General features: G+C 66.2%; 16 protein-coding genes. 6 read left to right on the top strand and 10 right to left on the bottom strand.

The genetic code is table 11. The annotated features are described in order from the left end of the window. Positions 1 to 77: 77 nt before the first annotated feature. A complete protein-coding gene (gene dnaG, locus ACWKV7_RS03830) occupies positions 78 to 2,015 on the bottom strand; it encodes a DNA primase (RefSeq protein WP_483856319.1) in 1,938 nt (645 codons plus the stop codon). 151 nt (positions 2,016 to 2,166) lie between these two features. Next, complete coding sequence (gene rpsU / locus ACWKV7_RS03825; protein WP_010795989.1) at positions 2,167 to 2,382, bottom strand: 30S ribosomal protein S21; 216 nt, start codon at positions 2,380 to 2,382, stop codon at positions 2,167 to 2,169. A 201-nt stretch (positions 2,383 to 2,583) separates the two neighbouring features. On the opposite strand from rpsU, the gene tsaD reads away from it, so the two are divergent. Next, entirely contained in the window at positions 2,584 to 3,609 is a 1,026-nt protein-coding gene (gene tsaD, locus ACWKV7_RS03820; RefSeq protein WP_483856318.1) for a tRNA (adenosine(37)-N6)-threonylcarbamoyltransferase complex transferase subunit TsaD, read from the top strand. On the opposite strand, the gene plsY is transcribed toward tsaD, so the two are convergent. Beyond that, positions 3,606 to 4,175 carry a glycerol-3-phosphate 1-O-acyltransferase PlsY gene (gene plsY, locus ACWKV7_RS03815; RefSeq protein ID WP_483856317.1) on the bottom strand — a complete coding sequence of 190 codons (570 nt, stop codon included), beginning with the start codon at positions 4,173 to 4,175 and terminating at the stop codon, positions 3,606 to 3,608. The two genes, tsaD and plsY, sit on opposite strands and share 4 nt — an antisense overlap. Before the next feature lie 75 nt (positions 4,176 to 4,250). On the opposite strand from plsY, the gene folB reads away from it, so the two are divergent. Next, the gene (gene folB, locus ACWKV7_RS03810) at positions 4,251 to 4,604 is read left to right on the top strand and encodes a dihydroneopterin aldolase (RefSeq protein WP_483856316.1); all 354 of its coding nucleotides are present in this window, start codon (positions 4,251 to 4,253) and stop codon (positions 4,602 to 4,604) included. Then, positions 4,595 to 5,140 (top strand): 2-amino-4-hydroxy-6-hydroxymethyldihydropteridine diphosphokinase, encoded by a 546-nt coding sequence (folK, locus tag ACWKV7_RS03805; RefSeq protein WP_483856315.1) that lies wholly within the window; start codon positions 4,595 to 4,597, stop codon positions 5,138 to 5,140. The genes folB and folK overlap by 10 nt, the downstream gene beginning before the upstream one ends. A 39-nt stretch (positions 5,141 to 5,179) precedes the next feature. Here the strand turns inward: folK and ACWKV7_RS03800 are convergent, their stop codons facing one another. Together ACWKV7_RS03800 and gbcA are read right to left on the bottom strand one after the other, a co-directional pair. Then, the gene (locus ACWKV7_RS03800; RefSeq protein WP_483856314.1) at positions 5,180 to 6,424 is read right to left on the bottom strand and encodes a multifunctional CCA addition/repair protein; all 1,245 of its coding nucleotides are present in this window, start codon (positions 6,422 to 6,424) and stop codon (positions 5,180 to 5,182) included. 228 nt (positions 6,425 to 6,652) lie between these two features. Continuing rightward, the gene (gene gbcA / locus ACWKV7_RS03795; protein WP_483856313.1) at positions 6,653 to 7,945 is read right to left on the bottom strand and encodes a glycine-betaine demethylase subunit GbcA; all 1,293 of its coding nucleotides are present in this window, start codon (positions 7,943 to 7,945) and stop codon (positions 6,653 to 6,655) included. 309 nt (positions 7,946 to 8,254) lie between these two features. Here gbcA and gbcB point away from each other — a divergent pair, with 309 nt between their 5' ends. Continuing rightward, the gene (gbcB, locus tag ACWKV7_RS03790; RefSeq protein ID WP_483856312.1) at positions 8,255 to 9,355 is read left to right on the top strand and encodes a glycine-betaine demethylase subunit GbcB; all 1,101 of its coding nucleotides are present in this window, start codon (positions 8,255 to 8,257) and stop codon (positions 9,353 to 9,355) included. Positions 9,356 to 9,390: 35 nt separating this feature from the next. Here the strand turns inward: gbcB and soxR are convergent, their stop codons facing one another. Then, the gene (soxR, locus tag ACWKV7_RS03785; RefSeq protein ID WP_483856311.1) at positions 9,391 to 9,843 is read right to left on the bottom strand and encodes a redox-sensitive transcriptional activator SoxR; all 453 of its coding nucleotides are present in this window, start codon (positions 9,841 to 9,843) and stop codon (positions 9,391 to 9,393) included. A gap of 82 nt (positions 9,844 to 9,925) precedes the next feature. On the opposite strand from soxR, the gene ACWKV7_RS03780 reads away from it, so the two are divergent. Together ACWKV7_RS03780 and ACWKV7_RS03775 are read left to right on the top strand one after the other, a co-directional pair. Further along, the gene (locus ACWKV7_RS03780; RefSeq protein WP_483856310.1) at positions 9,926 to 10,492 is read left to right on the top strand and encodes an NADPH-dependent FMN reductase; all 567 of its coding nucleotides are present in this window, start codon (positions 9,926 to 9,928) and stop codon (positions 10,490 to 10,492) included. A gap of 54 nt (positions 10,493 to 10,546) precedes the next feature. Continuing rightward, positions 10,547 to 10,903, top strand: a complete 357-nt coding sequence (locus ACWKV7_RS03775) for a glyoxalase superfamily protein (protein WP_483856309.1) — start codon at positions 10,547 to 10,549, stop codon at positions 10,901 to 10,903. Between the two features lie 341 nt (positions 10,904 to 11,244). Here the strand turns inward: ACWKV7_RS03775 and gcvT are convergent, their stop codons facing one another. From gcvT to gcvP, 4 genes are all read right to left on the bottom strand, one after another. Beyond that, positions 11,245 to 12,366 carry a glycine cleavage system aminomethyltransferase GcvT gene (gcvT, locus tag ACWKV7_RS03770; RefSeq protein ID WP_483856308.1) on the bottom strand — a complete coding sequence of 374 codons (1,122 nt, stop codon included), beginning with the start codon at positions 12,364 to 12,366 and terminating at the stop codon, positions 11,245 to 11,247. Positions 12,367 to 12,522: 156 nt separating this feature from the next. Next, positions 12,523 to 13,899 (bottom strand): L-serine ammonia-lyase, encoded by a 1,377-nt coding sequence (locus ACWKV7_RS03765; RefSeq protein ID WP_483856307.1) that lies wholly within the window; start codon positions 13,897 to 13,899, stop codon positions 12,523 to 12,525. A gap of 83 nt (positions 13,900 to 13,982) precedes the next feature. Further along, positions 13,983 to 15,236, bottom strand: a complete 1,254-nt coding sequence (gene glyA / locus ACWKV7_RS03760) for a serine hydroxymethyltransferase (RefSeq protein WP_483856306.1) — start codon at positions 15,234 to 15,236, stop codon at positions 13,983 to 13,985. Positions 15,237 to 15,373: 137 nt separating this feature from the next. Next, positions 15,374 to 18,226: an aminomethyl-transferring glycine dehydrogenase gene (gene gcvP / locus ACWKV7_RS03755; protein ID WP_483856305.1), complete on the bottom strand. Its 2,853-nt coding sequence runs from the start codon at positions 18,224 to 18,226 to the stop codon at positions 15,374 to 15,376. Between the last annotated feature and the right edge of the window lie 9 nt (positions 18,227 to 18,235).

The following is an 18,235-nucleotide window of genomic DNA, read 5'->3' as shown; positions in this document are numbered from 1 at the left end:
CACCCTATCCACTGAAGGTTCTGGCGGGCTGAAAACAAGCTGAACATTATAGCCGAGAAAGGCCATCACGCGCCAGATCAGCTGGGCGTGACGGATGAGCTGTTGCGATTCAGCAGGTCGCGCAGCTGGATCTTTTCCTCTGCGCTCAATTCGCTTTGACGTGCTTTCTGCAGTAGATGCTCAAGGCTGTGCTCGCGTTGGCGGGCCGCTAATCTAGTTATAGTGTCGAAAAACTGTTGTTCAAGGTTATCCGCCGAAATCAGCCATTCCTTTTCTGCCAGTGCCCGTAGCAGACGGCCTTGCTCGGTGCCATGCCAGCGTGCGATGAGCTGCAGCGAGCGCAGTCTCGGGTTCTTCTGCAGGGCCTCGAGCAGGGCCACCAGCAACTGGGCGTAGGTGTCGTTCTCGGCGGCGAAATGGCTGGCATCCTCGACCTTCTGTGCCAGTTCAGGATGGTGTAGGAGGGTGCGCAGGGCGCTCAGGTTGGGCGGTTCGACGCTGACGGCGGTGCGCGGCGCGCGAGGCTGGAAGTCGCCACCAGTGCCGGTCTTTTTCCATTTCTTCCCGTCTTTCTTCCAGCTGCCCTGCTTCTTGGGTGCGGCCTGTTCGAAAGGACGCTCGGGTTCTGCGTAGTCTTCGTAGCTGGGTGCGGCTTCGTAGTAGGCGCTGTCCGCGTAGTCCGCGAGCTCCGGAGCGGTTGCGCTGGGCGTCGGGGTGGGCGTCAGTTGGTTGAGGGTCTCGCCGGACAGGCCGGTAATTTCCGTCAGGCGCATGCGCATCAGGGCGCGCAGGTTGGCACCCGGGATGCGCTCGATGAGCGGCGAGGCGAGGGTCGCCAAGTGCGCCTTGCCCTCCAGTGAGCGCGGGTCGGCCTCGTTGGTCAGTTGTTCGAAGAAGTAGTCGGCCAAGGGCTGTGCATGCTGGTTGATGCGGGCGCGGAAGGCATCGGTGCCTTCGGCGCGTACCAGGCTGTCCGGGTCTTCGCCCTCCGGCAGGAACAGGAAGCGCGCGCGGCGACCGTCCTGCAGGCTTGGCAGGGTTGCCTCCAGGGCACGCCAGGCGGCGCGGCGGCCGGCCTGGTCGCCATCGAAGCAGAACAGCACGCTGGGCACGATGCGGAACAGGCGCTTGAGGTGCTCTTCGCTGGTGGCTGTGCCGAGCGTCGCCACTGCGTTGCGCAGGCCCTGCTGGGCGAGGGCGATGACGTCCATGTAGCCCTCGACCACCATGATTTCGTCGAGGTCGCGATTGCTCTTGCGTGCCTCGTAGAGGCCGTATAGCTCCTGTCCCTTATGGAAGACCGGGGTTTCCGGGGAGTTCAAGTACTTGGGCTTGTCGTCGCCGAGCACGCGGCCGCCGAAGGCAATGACCCGGCCGCGGCTGTCGCGGATCGGGAAAATCACCCGGTCGCGGAAGCGGTCGTAGCGCTTGCCGGTGTCGGTGTTTTCGATCAGCAGGCCGGCATCGATCATGGCCTTCTGCTGCAACGTGTCGCCGCCCAGGTGCTTGTACAGGTTGTCCCAGCCCGGTGGGGCGAAGCCGAGGCCGAAGTCGCGGGCGATTTCCCCGGTCAGGCCGCGGCCCTTGAGGTAATCCACCGCGGCGCGGCGTGCCGGGTGGCTCTTCAGGGCCTGGCGGTAGTAGTCGGCGGCGGCGGTCAGTAGTGGGTAGAGCGGCGAGTCGGTCGGCTGGCGGGGTTTGTTGCTGCGGCCTTCCTCGCGCGGCACGTCCATGCCGGCACGCTTGGCGAGTTCCTCGACCGCCTGGGGGAAGTCCAGGTTGTCGTGGTCCATGACGAAGCCCAGCGCATTGCCGCCGGCACCGCAGCCGAAGCAGTAGTAGAACTGTTTGTCCGGGCTGACGCTGAAGGAGGGGGTCTTCTCGTTGTGGAATGGGCAGCGCGCGCTGAAATTCTTGCCGGTCTTTTTCAGCTGGATGCGCGAACTCACCACTTCGACGATGTCGGTGCGGTTGAGCAGGTCGTCGATGAAGGACTGCGGTATCAGGCCGGCCATGAAGTCGTCAGGTTGCTATTGCCAGAGGCGGGAGCATAAACGAAAAAACTCCGACCATTCGCCAGCTGGCGATGCGGAGTCTGATGGCGCTTGAAATGCAATGCCCGGCAGGAGCCGGGCATTCGCGGGCGTCAGCGGCGTACCGGGGAACTCAGTACAGGCGCTCGCGGCGACGCTGTTCGCGCTGCACTTTCTTGGCGTGACGCTTCACGGCGGCAGCGGCTTTGCGCTTACGCTCGGAAGTGGGCTTTTCGTAGAACTCGCGGCTGCGCACTTCGGCCAGGACACCGGCTTTTTCGCAGGAGCGCTTGAAGCGACGCAGAGCTACGTCGAAGGGTTCGTTCTCTTTAACTTTGACGGCTGGCATCCAGGGCTTACCTTCACTAATTACCGGTGGTGAACGTCTCCAGGCAATCGGCTCGGGAGGACGTCGGTTTTCAAGGGTTGCGAATGTTAACGCCTCGTCAAGCGGAATGCAAAGGCTTCGTCGAAAAGCGCTGGCCGGGGGCGAGGGGCGGCGATTATCATGCGCGCCTTCGAATTTGCCTATAGGTAGAAGGTCAAGTTCATGCTCGTACTGGGCCTGGAAACCTCCTGCGACGAAACCGGCGTCGCGCTCTATGACAGCGATCATGGCCTGCTGGCCGATGCGCTGTTCAGTCAGATCGATCTGCATCGCGTCTACGGCGGGGTGGTGCCCGAGCTGGCCTCGCGCGACCACGTCAAGCGCATGCTGCCGCTAATCCGCCAGGTGCTCGAGGAGGCCGGCCGCAAGCCGGGCGATATCGACGGTATCGCCTATACGGCGGGCCCCGGTCTGGTCGGGGCGCTGCTGGTCGGCGCTTCCTGCGCGCAGGCCCTGGCGTTTGCCTGGGATGTTCCGGCGATCGGCGTGCACCACATGGAAGGCCATCTGTTGGCGCCGATGCTGGAAGAGCAGCCGCCGCAGTTTCCGTTCGTCGCCTTGCTGGTGTCCGGCGGGCATACGCAACTGGTGCGGGTGGATGGAATCGGCCGCTACGAGCTGCTCGGCGAGTCGGTGGACGATGCCGCCGGCGAGGCTTTCGACAAGACCGCCAAGCTGATTGGCCTGGGCTATCCCGGCGGTCCGGAAATCGCCCGTCTGGCGCAGAGCGGCGCGCCGGGACGCTTCGTCTTCCCGCGGCCGATGACCGATCGGCCCGGCCTGGATTTCAGCTTCAGCGGCTTGAAGACCTTCGCCCTCAATACCTGGCAGCAGTGCAAAGAGGCTGGGGACGACGGCGATCAAACCCGTTGCGACATCGCTCTGGCCTTCGAGCGGGCGGTGGTGGAGACTCTCACCATCAAGTGCAAACGCGCCCTCAAGCAGACCCGGTTGAAAAGCCTGGTGATCGCTGGCGGGGTCAGCGCCAACCAGGCCTTGCGCCGGTCCCTGGAAGAGATGCTGGGTGGCTTGAAGGGGCAGGTCTTTTACGCCCGGCCACGTTTCTGCACCGACAACGGCGCGATGATCGCCTACGCTGGCTGTCAGCGGCTCGTTGCCGGGCAGCACGAGGGGCCGGAGATCAAGGTGCAGCCGCGTTGGCCGATGGAGACGCTGCCGGCAATCTAGAAGTGCCGTTCTCGGCCGGCCCAGAGATCGCGCAGGTTACCGCGGTGACGCCAGACGATCAGCAAGGTCAGCACACTCATCGGCAGCAGCGCGTCCTGTTGTTGCCAGGCCAGTAGCGGCAAGGTCAGCGGCGTGGCGATCAAGGCGGCGAGCGAGCTGGTGCGGGTTAGCGCGAAGGCCAGCAGCCAGGCGGCGACCGCCAGCAGCGCGGCGGGCGGATAGATGCCGAGCAACATGCCGGCGGCGGTGGCCACGCCCTTGCCGCCGCGGAAGCGGAAATACACGGGATACAGGTGGCCGATCACCGCGGCCAGGCCGACCCAGGCCTGCTGTTGGATGTCGAGGCCGATCAGGCCCGCGAGCAGCACGGGCAGCAGACCCTTGAGCAGGTCGCCGAGCAGGGTGAGGATGGCCAGCTTCTTGCCGGCGACCCGCAGCATGTTGGTCGCGCCGGGATTGCCCGAACCGCTGGCGCGCGGGTCCGGCGCCCCGCTGAGGCGGCTGAGCAGGATGGCGAAGGACAGCGAGCCGAGCAGATAGGCGAGGATCGCCAACAGCCAGAACATGGTATCCATTCCGGGGCGGGAAAGCCCCGATTCTAACGGGCCGCCGAGCCCTTGTCGTGTTGTTGGAGAGCTGGCGTGGACAAAGTGTTTATCGAGGGGCTGGAAGTCGACACCGTGATCGGCGTGTACGACTGGGAGCGCGGCATTCGCCAGTGCCTGCGTCTGGACCTGACCCTGGGCTGGGACAATCGTGCGCCGGCGGGCAGCGACGACTTGACCCTTGCGCTCGATTACGCCGCCGTTTCCGAGCGGGTGCAGGCTTTTGCCAGCGACGCGCACTGTCTGCTGGTGGAGACCTTTGCCGAGCGCCTGGCCCAGGCGCTGATGGCCGAGTTCGGCATTCCCTGGCTGCGTATCCGTCTGACCAAGCCTGGCGCGGTGCCGGCGGCCGCCGGCGTGGGCGTGGAGATCGAGCGCGGATGTCTCTGACGCCGGTTTTCCTCGGGCTCGGCAGCAACGTCGAGCGCGAGACCCATATCCGTGCAGGGCTCGAGGCGTTGCATGGCTTTCTGCACGACCTGCGTTGCTCGCCTGTCTTCGAGAGCCAGGCGGTGGGCATCAAGAGCGGGCCCTTCTTCAATATGGTGGTGGTGGCTCGCACCGATCTGCCGCTGGCCGAGCTGGACCGGCGGCTGAAGAGTATCGAAGCCGACAATGGCCGCTACGCGCCCGATCGCAAGGGCCTGCCACTGGATATCGACGTACTGCTGTATGGCGACCGGGTCGGCAATTTTTCGGGCCTGGTCCTGCCGCGTGCGGAAATCCTGAAAAATGCGTTCGTACTCTGGCCGCTGGCGCTGCTGGCGCCGGATGCGCGCCACCCGGCAGAAGGGCGGACCTTCGTCGAACTCTGGCGGGACGCGCGCATCGAGCAGCGCCTGTGGCCGGTGTCCTTCACCTGGCGTGAGCGCGAACTGACGCCGGAGGCCCTGCGGCTGGCCTTTCCGGCTCCCCTGGCGCAGTAGCGCGGCGGGAGTCCGCTCCCCGGCCCTTAACGTGTTGGACTAAAGGGCAGGGCTGTCCGGCTGCATCTTTGCCTTGTAGGCTTTTACCGCCTCGATCCGTGCCAGGCGCAGGGCGTCTCCCAGCTTCGCCCCTTGCAGACCTTTTTCCAGCAGCGGCTTCACCGGGACTGCGCGGGCTGCGTCGGCGGCGCCGTGCAGGTAGGCGGCCTGGGGATAGTCGCGTTGCTCCAGACCCTTGCGGCCGCGGGCATCCATCTCGCAGGCGGCAACGAATTCGGCGAAGCGCTGGGGCCGGCGGTAGATGTCGAAGTGCTGCAGCAGGTCGAGCAGCGTGTTGGCCCGCAGCTCCCGGGCGCGGTGGGCGTGGGTATGATACTGGCCGACCAGCATAGCCAGCTCCTGGCAATCCTTCGGCACCTTGCAACGGGCATTGACCGCGGCAATCAGCGGCTGCCCGTTGGTTTCATGGGCATGGTGCTTCGGCCATTCCTGCTCCGGTGTCAGGCCCTTGCCCAGGTCGTGCAACAGGCTGGCCCAGCGAACGGTCAGCGGCTGCTCATGCTCGGCGCACTGGCGCAGCACGCTGAGCACGTGCAGGCCGGTGTCGATTTCCGGATGGTGCTGTTCCGGCTGGGGCACGCCGAACAGCGCATCGATTTCGGGGAACAGAGCGGCGAGCGCGCCGCAGTCGCGCAATACCTGGATGAACACGTCCGGGCGCGGCTCCATCAGTGCACGAGAGATTTCCTTCCAGCTGCGTTCCGGGGTCAGCGCCTGCAGTTCGCCGGACTCGCTGAGCCGGCGCATCAGCGCCTGGGTTTCCTCCGCCACGCGAAAGCCCAGTGGCGCGTAGCGGGCGGCGAAGCGCGCCACTCGCAGCACGCGCAGCGGGTCTTCGGCGAAGGCGGGGGAGACGTGGCGCAATACCCGTGCCGCCAGGTCGCGCTGGCCGCCGTGGGGGTCGATCAGGTGGCCCTGCGCGTCCTCGGCAATGGCGTTGATGGTCAGGTCGCGGCGGATCAGATCGTCTTCCAGCGTCACCTCCGGACTGGCGTAGAAGGTGAAGCCACCGTAGCCGCGCCCGCTTTTGCGTTCGGTGCGGGCTAGGGCGTATTCCTCGCCGGTTTGCGGATGGAGAAACACCGGGAAGTCGGCGCCGACCGGCCGGTAGCCCTGGTCGAGCATGTCCTCGGCGCTGGCGCCGACCACCACCCAGTCCACCTCGGTGACCGGCCGCCCCAACAGGCGGTCGCGCACGGCGCCGCCGACTTTGTAGATCTGCATGTATGAATCCTCTTGGAAAGCGGAGGATAAAGGCAGCGACAGGCTGCAAGCCACAGGAAAAGCCCGGCGGAGTGTGCAGCCTGGAAGGGCGCGCGAAGTGCGCACGCCGCCTGCCGTCGCGGGTCCGGGACGGCAGGCGAGCAGGCCGTAGCCGAGCAGCATGAGCAGGACAAGGAGGGTCATGCAGCGTACTCGAGCCGCCCCGGCGTGGCGCCGGGGCGGCCGCGATCACTCGGCGTTGACCTGGCGCAGGTAGGGTGCCGGGGCCGCGCCGAGGTTGGCGAGCATGCGCTCGCTGTACCAGTCGATGAAGTTGACCACGCCGAACTCGTAGGTCTTCGAATACGGCCCCGGCTGGTAGGCGGTGGAGTTGATGCCGCGCTGGTTCTCTTCGGCCAGGCGGCGGTCCTGGTCGTTGGTGGCGTCCCAGACCTGGCGCAGGCGGGCGACGTCGTAGTCGACGCCTTCCACCGCGTCCTTGTGCACCAGCCACTTGGTGGTGACCATGGTTTCCTGGGCGCTGATCGGCCATACGGTGAAGACGATCACGTGGTCGCCCATGCAGTGGTTCCACGAGTGCGGCAGGTGCAGGATGCGCATCGAGCCGAGGTCCGGGTTCTTGATCCGGCCCATCAGCTTCTTGCTGCCCTGCTGGCCGTCCATGGTCATGGACACGGTGCCCTTGAGCAGCGGCATGCGCACGATGCGGTTGCGCAGGCCGAAGCTGGCGTGGGCGTAGGGGATCTTCTCCGCGTCCCAGGCGGCGGCGGAGGCGGCCACGTGGTCCTTGAACGCCTGGTCGGCGCGGGGGTCGGTGACGTCGTCCCATTCCAGTAGGGTCTTCAACAGCTCGGGGTGCGAGCCGTTGCAGTGGTAGCACTCGCGGTTGTTTTCGAGCACCAGCTTCCAGTTGGCCTTTTCCATCAAGGTGGTCTGCACCGCCACCTTGGTGTTCTCCATGTCGTAGGGCTCCATGTAGTGGGCCAGGGTGGCGAGGAAGTCGTCGATCGCCGGCGGGTTTTCGGCCAGGGAGATGAAGATGTAGCCACCCGCGGTCTTGCAGTTCACCGGCTTCAGGCCGTACTGGTTCATGTCGAAGTCGGCGCCCATCTCGGTGCCGGCGAACAGCAGGCGGCCGTCGATCTCGTAGGTCCATTGGTGGTAGGGACAGACCAGCTTGGCGACCTTGCCCTTGTCGCTGGTGCACAGGCGCGAGCCGCGGTGGCGGCAGACGTTGTGGAAGGCATGCACCACGCCCTCGGCACCGCGGATGACGATGATCGGGTTGTTGCCGATCTGCAGCGTCAGGTAGTTGCCCTTGGCGGGAATTTCGCAGGTCATGCCGGCGATCAGCCACTCCTTGTGGAAGATCTCCTGCATGTCGATCTGGAACAGCCGCTCGTCGTTGTAGAACGGTTGCGGCAGCGAGAAGGTGCGCTCGCGGCCTTGCAACATCTCGGCGGTGGCCTTGCGTGCGGGCTCCAGCGGATCGCCCAGACTCAGGGTAGAAGTGACGTCCATCGCTAACTCCTCATGCGGGCCGCGCGGCGGCCGGCGGACAGTGGCTGTTCGGGTTTACGCAAGGCGGCGCGCAGGTCCCGAGGCCGCGCGCCTTTGTGGTGTTGCTTTTGCGCCGAGTGTGGGGTCGGCGGCGGGCGGAACCTTATCCACGGGCGACACGCCCGCATCCGTTTCCGACGCGCCAGGCCAGGCGGTTACTGGCTGGTCGCGATAAGCATGCGAATGTCGCCCATGGGTAAATGGGCGTCTCGGGCGTTGCGCAGAATCGCCGACATGAGGCCGATCAGACGGCCGTAGTGCGAGGTGAGCATGTCCAGCAATTTCCTCAACCCGGTCAATACCCAGACCTGGACCAACGGCCGTCACGTGGTGCGCTGCGTCAAGGTGATCCAGGAGACCTGGGACGTGCGCACCTTCTGTTTCATGGCCGACCAACCGATCCTGTTCTTCTTCAAGCCGGGGCAGTTCGTCACCCTGGAGCTGGAGATCGACGGCCAGCCGGTGATGCGCTCCTACACCATCTCCAGCTCGCCCTCGGTGCCCTACAGCTTCTCCATCACCATCAAGCGGGTGCCCGGCGGCAAGGTCTCCAACTGGCTGCACGACAACCTCAAGGAAGGCGACCAGTTGCCGGTGCACGGCCCGGTGGGGCTGTTCAACGCCATCGACTTCCCGGCGGACAAGGTGCTGTTCCTTTCCGGTGGCGTCGGCATTACCCCGGTGATGTCGATGACCCGCTGGTTCTTCGACACCAACGCCAGCGTCGACATGGTCTTCGTGCACAGCGCGCGCTCGCCGAAGGACGTGATCTACCACCGCGAGCTGGAATTCATGGCCTCGCGCATCGGCAACTTCAGCCTGCACCTGATCTGCGAGAAGCAGAACCTGGGCGAGTCCTGGGCCGGCTATCGCGGTTACCTGAACCAGAAGATGCTGGAGTTGATGGCGCCGGATTACCTGGAGCGGGAAATCTTCTGCTGCGGGCCGACGCCCTATATGAATGCGGTGAAGCAGTTGCTGCAGGCCAACGGCTTCGACATGCAGCGCTACCATGAGGAATCCTTCGGCGCGACGCCGCCGGACGTGCGCCAGGATGTGCGCGAACTGGCGGCGGAGGCAGCCGAGGCACCGGAGATTCCGGTGTCCGACCTGCACTGCGTGGAGTTCGTCAGCACCGGCAAAAGCATTCGCGTGGCGCCCGGCGACACCGTTCACTCGGCCGCCGCCCAGCTCGGCCTGCACATCCCCAAGGCGTGCGGCATGGGCATCTGCGGCACCTGCAAGGTGATGAAGGTATCCGGCGAGGTGGAGATGGAGCACAACGGCGGCATCACCGACGAAGACGTGGCCGAGGGCTACATCCTCTCGTGCTGCAGCGTGCCCAAGGGTGACGTCAGCATCGACTATTGATGCCAGCCTGGCGGCGCGGTTCGCAGGCCTGACATTCACTGCGGATCGAGCAGGCGCGGCCCCGCGCCTTGCTCGGCAAGCTCGTCCCAAGGGTTGCGTAACGGGCATTGCTGCATCGACAGGCAGCCGCAACCAATGCAGCCAGTGAGCTGGTCGCGCAGCCGGCTCAACTGCTCGATGCGCGTGTCCAGGTCGCTGCGCCATCGTTCGGACAGGCGCTGCCAGTCGGCGGCGCTGGGAATTTGGTCGTGGGGCAGGGTGGCCAGCGCCTCGCCGATCATCGCCAACGAAATGCCCAGACGTTGCGCCACCTTGATGATCGATACCCGTCGCAGCACTTCGCGGGCATAGCGCCGCTGGTTGCCCGCGTTGCGCGTGCTGTGGATCAGCCCCTTGGATTCGTAGAAGTGCAGGGTCGACACCGGCACGCCGCTGCGCTCGGCCAACTGGCCGACGCTGAGTGGGGCGTGGCGATCTATCGGGCCCATAGTGTTTTTCCATCTTGACCTCAAGTTAGGTTGAGGTTTTACCGTCGGCCACCTCAATACGCAACCCTGCGAGGAAAAGCCGATGCACAGCAAGATCCGTCTGGTACTCATCTACGGCAGCGTGCGCGAAGGGCGACTGTGCGACAGCGTGGTGGCCTGGGCCAGGGAGCAGATCGCCCAGCGCGGCGAGTTCGAACTGAGCTTGGTTGATCCGGCCGATCTGGCCGGGGCACGCGTGGACGACGAGGTGCGCCTGCGCAGCCTGCGGGACCTGGCGCGGGCCGACGCCTTCCTGCTGGTCACGCCTGAGTACAACCACGGCTACCCGGCCGCGCTCAAGCAGCTGATCGACGAAGTACCTGCCGCCTGGGAAGCCCGACCGGTGGCGTTCGTCAGCTACGGCGGAATGTCCGGCGGCCTGCGTGCGGTGGAGCAATTGCGCCAGGTGATGGCCGAGATGCACGCCATGACGGTGCGCAACAGCGTCAGCCTGGCCAGCGCCTGGGAGCAGTTCGATGAAGCCGGGCGGCTGCGCCAGCCGCAGCGGGCCAATTCGTCCCTGGCGCGCATGCTGGTGCAGTTGAACTGGTGGGCGGTAGCCCTGCGCGAGGCCCGCGAGCAGCGTCCGTACGAGGTGGTACGGGGGTGACAGGCCGGCGGGTTGTCGATAGGGTGCCGGGCACCCTGTCGATGGAGAGACGCCATGCTGCTGACCGCCCCGATCCCGATTCTGCGCATCTTCGATGAGGCCAAGGCGCGGGCGTTCTACCTGGATTTTCTCGGCTTCCGCGAAGACTGGAACCATCGCTTCGAGCCCGGCCTGCCGCTGTATCTGCAGGTATCCAGGGGTGCCTGCGTGCTGCATCTGTCCGAACACCACGGCGACTGCTGCCCCGGCGCGGCGCTGCGTATTGCCACCGAGGGGCTGGACGCGTTCCACGCCGAGTTGCAAGCCAAGGACTACGACTATGCGCGCCCGGCCATCGAGGAAGTGCCCTGGGGACGGGATATGACGGTGACCGATCCGTTCGGCAATCGGTTGGTCTTCACCCAGGCGTAGTCCGGACAAGCCGAGGTGCGCGGCGCAATCCGGGGAGAGGTTACCCGGATTGCGCTGGAGCTTATTCGGGCTACGGACCTGCCTAAGCGCGAGCGGGAAAAGGACGCAGCGGTGTAGCCCGGACTGTGCGTCCCGACTGCCCGTGGTAGGGGCGAATTTATTCGCCTGGTTCGGCCTCGTTGGCGAATGAATTCGCCCCTACAGGCCAGTGCGGGATAAGCCCCGGTCATCCTGAACTTCGCGATCCCGATTGTGCAGTCCGCAGGGTGGATGACGCTTTTGCATCCACCGCCACGGAACGTTGGTGGATCGATGAAGCGCGATCCACCCTACGCGAGCGCTTAGCCGCGGTAGTAGCGCTGCGGCACGAACGGCGTCTTGGCGACTTTCATCGGTACGCGCTTGCCGCGCACCAGGGCCCAGACTTCGCTGTCTACCGGCACGTGGGTGCTGTCCACGTAGCCCATCGCCAGCGGCGCGCCCAGGGTCGGGCCGAAGCCGCCGCTGCACACCTGGCCGATTACCTGGCCGTCGGCATCGACGATCTCCGCGCCTTCGCGCACCGGGGTGCGTTCCTGCGGGAGCAGGCCGACACGTTTGCGGCTCACGCCGTCGCGCTGCTGGGCGAAAATCCGCTCGGCGCCGGGGAAGCCGCCGGGGCGGATGCCATCGGCGCGGCGGGCCTTGGAGATGGCCCACAGCAGGCTGGCTTCGATCGGCGTGGTGCTGGCGCTCATGTCGTGGCCGTAGAGGCACAGGCCGGCTTCCAGGCGCAGCGAGTCGCGCGCGCCAAGGCCGATGGGCTCGACTTCCGGCTCGGCCAGCAGGCTGCGAGCCAGGGTCTCGGCGTGCTCGGCCGGGATCGAGATTTCGAAACCATCCTCGCCGGTATAGCCGGAGCGGCTGACGAAGCAGTCGACGCCGAGCAGGCGCACGCGGGCGAACTGCATGAAGGTCATCTTGGCCACTTCCGGCGCCAGGCGGGCCAGTACGTCCACCGCCTGCGGCCCCTGCAGGGCGAGCAGGGCGCGGTCGAAGCAGGATTCGATCTGGCAGCGGCTAGCGATGTGCTGCTGCAGGTGCATCAGGTCCTGCTGCTTGCAGGCGGCGTTGACCACCAGGAACAGGGTGTCGTCGCCGAGGTTGGCGACCATCAGGTCGTCGAGGATGCCGCCGTTCTCGTCGGTAAACATGGCGTAGCGTTGCATGCCCACCGGCAGGTCGACGATATCCACCGGCACCAGGCTCTCCAGGGCGCTGGCGGCATCGGCTCCGCGCAGGATGATCTGGCCCATATGCGAGACGTCGAACAACCCGGCGTGGGTGCGGGTGTGCTGGTGTTCCTTCATCACGCCCAGCGGGTACTGCACCGGCATGTCGTAGCCGGCGAAAGGCACCATGCGTGCGCCGAGTTCGAGGTGCAGGGCGTGTAGCGGGGTTTTGGCGAGGGTTTCGGTGGACATTCGGTTCTCCTGAAAGTACGGCGAAGGGGCGAGCTGCGCCTCTCGCCCTGGCCCTCACCCCAGAGGGGCGAGGGGATGGTCAGGTGTTGGTTGGGACGGGCGTTGCCTGAACGCCCCTCACCCCCAGCCCTTCTCCCAGGGGGAGAGGGAAGAAAATCAGCATTCGATGATGTTCACGGCCAGGCCGCCGCGGGCGGTTTCCTTGTATTTGCTCTTCATGTCGGCGCCGGTCTGGCGCATGGTACGGATCACCTTGTCCAGCGAGATGAAGTGCTGGCCGTCGCCGCGCAGGGCCATGCGCGCGGCGTTGATGGCCTTCACCGAGCCCATGGCGTTGCGCTCGATGCACGGCACCTGGACCAGCCCGCCGACCGGGTCGCAGGTCAGGCCGAGGTTGTGCTCCATGCCGATCTCGGCGGCGTTCTCCACCTGGTTGACGCTGCCGCCGAGCACTTCGCAGAGCGCGCCGGCGGCCATCGAGCAGGCCACGCCGACTTCGCCCTGGCAGCCCACTTCGGCGCCGGAGATGGAGGCGTTCTCCTTGTAGAGGATGCCGATGGCAGCGGCAGTGAGCAGGAAGCGCACCACGCCGTCCTCGTTGGCGCCGCTGATGAAGCGCATGTAGTAGTGCAGCACGGCCGGGACGATGCCGGCCGCGCCGTTGGTGGGCGCGGTGACCACCCGCCCGCCGCTGGCGTTTTCCTCGTTCACCGCCAGGGCGTAGAGGTTGACCCAGTCGAGCACGCTGAGGGAGTCGCGCAGGCAGGCCTCGGGGTTCTGGCTGAGCTGGCGATAGAGGCCGGCGGCGCGGCGCTTGACCTTGAGGCCGCCGGGCATGATGCCCTCGGTGCGGCAGCCGGCGGTGACGCAGTCCTGCATCACCTGCCAGATCTTCAGTAGGCCGGCGCGGGTTTCCGCTTCCGGGCGCCAGGCCGCCTCGTTGGCCAGCATCAGCTGGCTGATGGACAGGCCGTGCTCGGTGCACAACGCCAGCAACTGCTTGGCGGTCTTGAACGGGTAGGGCAGCGGGGTGCTGTCCTCGACGATGCGGTCGGCACCGGCGGCATCGTCGTCGACGACGAAGCCACCGCCCACCGAGTAGTACTCGCGGGAGCGGATCTGCAGCCCGGCGGTGTCGAAGGCGCGGAAGATCATGCCGTTGGGGTGGTAGTCGAGCGGCTTCCTGATCATCGCCAGGTGCTCCTTCTCGACGAAGCGGATTGGCTTCTTGCCCAACAGTTTCAGTTCGCCGGACTGGCGGATCGTCTCCAGCCGCGCGGGAATGGTGCTGGTGTCGACCACATCCGGCTGCTCGCCCTCCAGACCGAGCAGTACCGCCTTGTCGCTGCCGTGGCCCTTGCCGGTGGCGCCGAGCGAGCCGTACAGCTCGACCTTGAGGCTGTGGGTCTGCTCCAGCAGCCCTTCGCGCTCCAGCCCTTCGACGAAGCGTACGGCGGCGCGCATCGGGCCGACGGTGTGGGAGCTGGACGGGCCGATGCCGATTTTGAACAGATCGAAAACGCTGAGTGACATGGTTAACTCCAAGTGGGCTCCGACTTCCCCTCACCTCGACCCTCTCCCGGAGGGAGAGGGTGGTGGGTGCGGCGCTTTGCTTATCAGTCAGCGTAGACCGGGAAGTCCCGGCAAAGGTCGGCGACCTGGCCACGCACCCGGTCGACCACCGCCGGGTTGTCCAGCTCGTCGAGGATGTCGCAGATCCAATCGGCCAGCTCGCGGCATTCGCCTTCCTTGAAACCGCGGCTGGTCACCGCCGGGGTACCGATGCGGATGCCGGAGGTGACGAAGGGCGACTGCGGGTCGTTGGGCACGGCGTTCTTGTTCACCGTGATGTGGGCGGCGCCAAGTGCCGCGTCGGCGGCCTTGCCGGTCAGGCCCTGCTTGACCAGGCTGATCAGCATCAGGTGGTTGTCGGTGCCGCCGGACACCACGTCGTAGCCGCGGCCGACGAACACCTCGGCCATGGCGCGGGCGTTGTCCAGCACTTGCTGCTGGTAGGTCTTGAAGCCAGGCTCCAGTGCTTCCTTGAAGCACACGGCCTTGGCGGCGATCACGTGCATCAGCGGGCCGCCCTGGGCGCCGGGGAAGACCGCGGAGTTGAGCTTTTTCTCGATCTCTTCGTTCTTGCGCGCGAGGATCAGCCCACCACGCGGACCGCGCAGGGTCTTGTGGGTGGTGGTGGTGACCACATCGGCGAAGGGGATCGGATTCGGGTACAGACCCGCTGCCACCAGACCGGCGACATGGGCCATGTCGACGAACAGCAGCGCGCCGACCTTGTCGGCGATCGCGCGGAAACGGGCGAAGTCCAGCACGCGGGAGTAGGCGGAGAAGCCGGCGACGATCATCTTCGGCTGGTGCTCGATGGCCAGGCGCTCGACTTCGGCGTAGTCGATCAGGCCGTTCTCGTCGATGCCGTATTGCACGGCGTTATACAGCTTGCCGGAAGACGACACCTTGGCGCCGTGGGTCAGGTGGCCGCCGTGGGCCAGGCTCATGCCGAGAATGGTGTCGCCGGCCTGCAACAGCGCCAGGTACACCGCGCTGTTGGCGGAAGAGCCGGAGTGCGGCTGGACGTTGGCGTAGTCGGCGCCGAACAGCTGCTTGGCGCGTTCGATGGCCAGTTGCTCGACCACATCGACGTGCTCGCAGCCGCCGTAGTAGCGCTTGCCCGGATAGCCTTCGGCGTACTTGTTGGTCAGGCCGCTGCCCTGGGCCTGCATCACGCGCTTGCTGCAATAGTTTTCCGAGGCGATCAGCTCGATGTGATCTTCCTGGCGTTGTTCTTCGGCGGCGATGGCGGCGAGCAGCGCGTCATCGTAGCCCTGGATCTGGTCGTGCTTGCTGAACATGGTGAGGTGTCTCTCTTGTTGTTCTGGTGGGTTCGTTGCACGTGGAGAGCGTGGGGTGGCAGGCCGCGCGGGCGCGGCCCTGGTGGGTATCGCTGCGCTCAACCCACCCTACGTAAGCCACACTGGGGCGGCGGATCTCAGGCGTCCTGGTAGGCCTCGATGGACGGGCAGGCGCAGACCAGGTTGCGGTCGCCGAACACGTTGTCCACGCGGCCCACCGGCGGCCAGTACTTGCCTTCCACCAGCGAGGCGACCGGGTACACCGCCTGTTCGCGGCTGTAGCCGTGGGCCCACTCGCCGACCAGTTCCAGCGCGGTGTGCGGGGCGTTCTTCAGCGGGTTGTCGTTTGCATCCAGGGCGCCGGTTTCCACTGAGCGGATCTCGTTGCGAATGGCGATCATGGCGTCGCAGAAGCGATCCAGCTCTTCCTTCGATTCGCTCTCGGTGGGCTCGATCATCAGCGTGCCGGCCACCGGGAAGGACATGGTCGGGGCGTGGAAGCCGAAGTCGATCAGGCGCTTGGCCACGTCGTCGACGCTGATGCCGCTGCTGTCCTTGAGCGGACGCAGGTCGAGGATGCACTCGTGGGCCACCAGGCCGCCTTCGCCGCTGTACAGCACCGGGTAGTGCTCTTCCAGGCGACGGGCGATGTAGTTGGCGTTGAGAATCGCCATCTGCGAGGCACGGCGCAAGCCGGCACCGCCCATCATGCGGATGTACATCCAGGTGATCGGCAGGATGCTGGCGCTGCCGTAAGGCGCTGCGCTCACCGCACCGCCCTTGCGCGCCATATGGCCGTGGCCGGGCAGGAACGGCGCCAGGTGCGCCTTGACGCCGATCGGGCCGACGCCTGGGCCGCCGCCGCCGTGGGGGATGCAGAAGGTCTTGTGCAGGTTCAGGTGGGACACGTCGCCGCCGAACTGGCCCGGTGCGCAGAGGCCGACCATGGCATTCATGTTGGCGCCGTCGATGTACACCTGGCCGCCGTTGGCGTGGATGATCTCGCAGATCTCGCGGATGCCTTCCTCGAATACCCCGTGGGTGGACGGGTAGGTGATCATGATCGCGGCCAGGCGCTCCTTGTGCTCCTCGGCCTTGGCACGTAGGTCGGCGATGTCGACGTTGCCGCGGTTATCGCAGGCGGTCACCACCACGCGCATGCCGGCCATGCTGGCGGTCGCCGGGTTGGTGCCGTGGGCCGATTGCGGGATCAGGCAGATGTCGCGCTGGTCGTCGCCGCGGCTCAGGTGGTAGGCGCGGATCGCCAAGAGGCCGGCGTACTCGCCCTGGGAGCCGGCGTTCGGCTGCAGGGATACTGCGTCGTAGCCGGTGGCGGCGCAGAGCATGGCTTCCAGTTCGGCGGTGAGCTGGGCATAGCCCTGGCTCTGCTCGGCGGGGGCGAACGGGTGCAGGTTGCCGAACTCGGCCCAGGTCACCGGGATCATCTCGCTGGCGGCGTTCAGCTTCATGGTGCAGGAGCCCAGCGGGATCATGCTGCGGTCCAGCGCCAGATCCTTGTCGGCCAGCTTGCGCAGGTAGCGCATCAGTTCGGTTTCGCTGTGGTAGCGGTTGAACACCGGGTGCTGGAGGATCGCCGACTGGCGGCGCAGGCCTTGCGGCAGGCGCTCGGCGACATGCGCGGCGAGGGCGGTGAAGTCCGGCAGGCTCTGGCCATCGGCGAAGACCGCCCAGAGCGCTTCGACGGCGGCCTGGTCGGTGGTTTCGTCCAGCGACAGGCCGAGGCGTTCACCGTCGATTTCGCGCAGGTTGATGCGCCGGGCACGGGCATTGGCATGCAGGGCGGCGGTCTTGTCGCCGCTGGCGATGCTCAGGGTGTCGAAGAAGTGTTCCTGTTCCACGCGATAGCCCAGCTTGGCCAGGCCCTGGGCGAGGATCGCAGTCATTCGGTGTACGCGCTGAGCGATCTGCGTCAGGCCTTTCGGGCCGTGGTAGACGGCATACATGCTGGCGATGTTGGCCAGCAGGACCTGCGCGGTGCAGATGTTGCTGGTGGCCTTCTCGCGGCGGATGTGCTGCTCGCGGGTCTGCATGGCCAGGCGCAGGGCCGGCTTGCCGAAGCGGTCCACCGAGACGCCCACCAGGCGGCCGGGCATGTCGCGCTTGAACGCCTCGCGGGTGGCGAAGTAGGCCGCGTGCGGGCCGCCGAAGCCGAGCGGCACGCCGAAGCGCTGGGCGCTGCCGAGGGCAACGTCGGCACCGAACTCGCCGGGCGGGGTCAGCAGGGTCAGCGCCAGCAAGTCGGCGGCCACCGCCACCAGGGCATTGGCGGCGTGCAGGCGCTCGACCAGGGCGCGGTAGTCGAAGACCTCGCCATCGGTGGTCGGGTATTGCAGCAGGGCGCCGAAGTAGGCGCTGGCATCACTGATCTCGCGCTCGTCGCCGACCACCACCTCGATGCCCAGCGGCTCGGCGCGGGTACGCAGCACGTCGAGGGTCTGCGGGTGGCAATGACGGGAAGCGAAGAAGGCATTGCTGGCCTTGTTCTTCGACAGGCGCTTGCAGAAGGTCATGGCCTCGGCGGCGGCGGTGGCTTCGTCGAGCAGCGAGGCGTTGGCGATGGGCAGGCCGGTGAGGTCGATGATCAGGGTCTGGAAGTTCAGCAGGGCTTCCAGGCGGCCTTGGGAGATTTCCGGCTGGTAGGGCGTGTAGGCGGTGTACCAGGCTGGGTTTTCCAGCAGGTTGCGCAGGATCGGGCTAGGCGTGTGGGTGCCGTAGTAACCCTGGCCGATGTGGCTGGTGAACTGCTGGTTCTTCGCCGCGATGGCCTTGATCGCCTTCAGCGCATCGGCTTCGCCGAGGCCGGCGGAGGCGTCCAGCACGCTGCTGCCCTTGATGCTTTCGGGGATCACGCTGGCGGTCAGGGCGTCCAGGCTGTCGTAGCCGAGCAGTTCGAGCATCGCCTGCTCGTCCGCCTGGCGCGGGCCGATATGGCGGGCGATGAATTCGTTGCGGGTGTTGAGTTCGGTCATCGGGCTCAC

The sequence above is a fragment of the Zestomonas ipomoeae genome, from assembly GCF_057128665.1.
This window is presented reverse-complemented; position numbering and strand designations above follow the sequence as displayed.

Coding starts and splice junctions, on each gene's coding strand:
- ACWKV7_RS03780 (WP_483856310.1), top strand. CDS start 9,926: ATGCACAGCAAGATCCGTCTGGTACTCATCTACGGCAGCGTGCGCGAA.
- ACWKV7_RS03800 (WP_483856314.1), bottom strand. CDS start 6,424: ATGCAGATCTACAAAGTCGGCGGCGCCGTGCGCGACCGCCTGTTGGGG.
- rpsU (WP_010795989.1), bottom strand. CDS start 2,382: ATGCCAGCCGTCAAAGTTAAAGAGAACGAACCCTTCGACGTAGCTCTG.
- plsY (WP_483856317.1), bottom strand. CDS start 4,175: ATGTTCTGGCTGTTGGCGATCCTCGCCTATCTGCTCGGCTCGCTGTCC.
- gbcA (WP_483856313.1), bottom strand. CDS start 7,945: ATGGACGTCACTTCTACCCTGAGTCTGGGCGATCCGCTGGAGCCCGCA.
- soxR (WP_483856311.1), bottom strand. CDS start 9,843: ATGGGCCCGATAGATCGCCACGCCCCACTCAGCGTCGGCCAGTTGGCC.
- ACWKV7_RS03775 (WP_483856309.1), top strand. CDS start 10,547: ATGCTGCTGACCGCCCCGATCCCGATTCTGCGCATCTTCGATGAGGCC.
- gbcB (WP_483856312.1), top strand. CDS start 8,255: ATGTCCAGCAATTTCCTCAACCCGGTCAATACCCAGACCTGGACCAAC.
- dnaG (WP_483856319.1), bottom strand. CDS start 2,015: ATGGCCGGCCTGATACCGCAGTCCTTCATCGACGACCTGCTCAACCGC.
- glyA (WP_483856306.1), bottom strand. CDS start 15,236: ATGTTCAGCAAGCACGACCAGATCCAGGGCTACGATGACGCGCTGCTC.
- gcvT (WP_483856308.1), bottom strand. CDS start 12,366: ATGTCCACCGAAACCCTCGCCAAAACCCCGCTACACGCCCTGCACCTC.
- tsaD (WP_483856318.1), top strand. CDS start 2,584: ATGCTCGTACTGGGCCTGGAAACCTCCTGCGACGAAACCGGCGTCGCG.
- folK (WP_483856315.1), top strand. CDS start 4,595: ATGTCTCTGACGCCGGTTTTCCTCGGGCTCGGCAGCAACGTCGAGCGC.
- ACWKV7_RS03765 (WP_483856307.1), bottom strand. CDS start 13,899: ATGTCACTCAGCGTTTTCGATCTGTTCAAAATCGGCATCGGCCCGTCC.
- gcvP (WP_483856305.1), bottom strand. CDS start 18,226: ATGACCGAACTCAACACCCGCAACGAATTCATCGCCCGCCATATCGGC.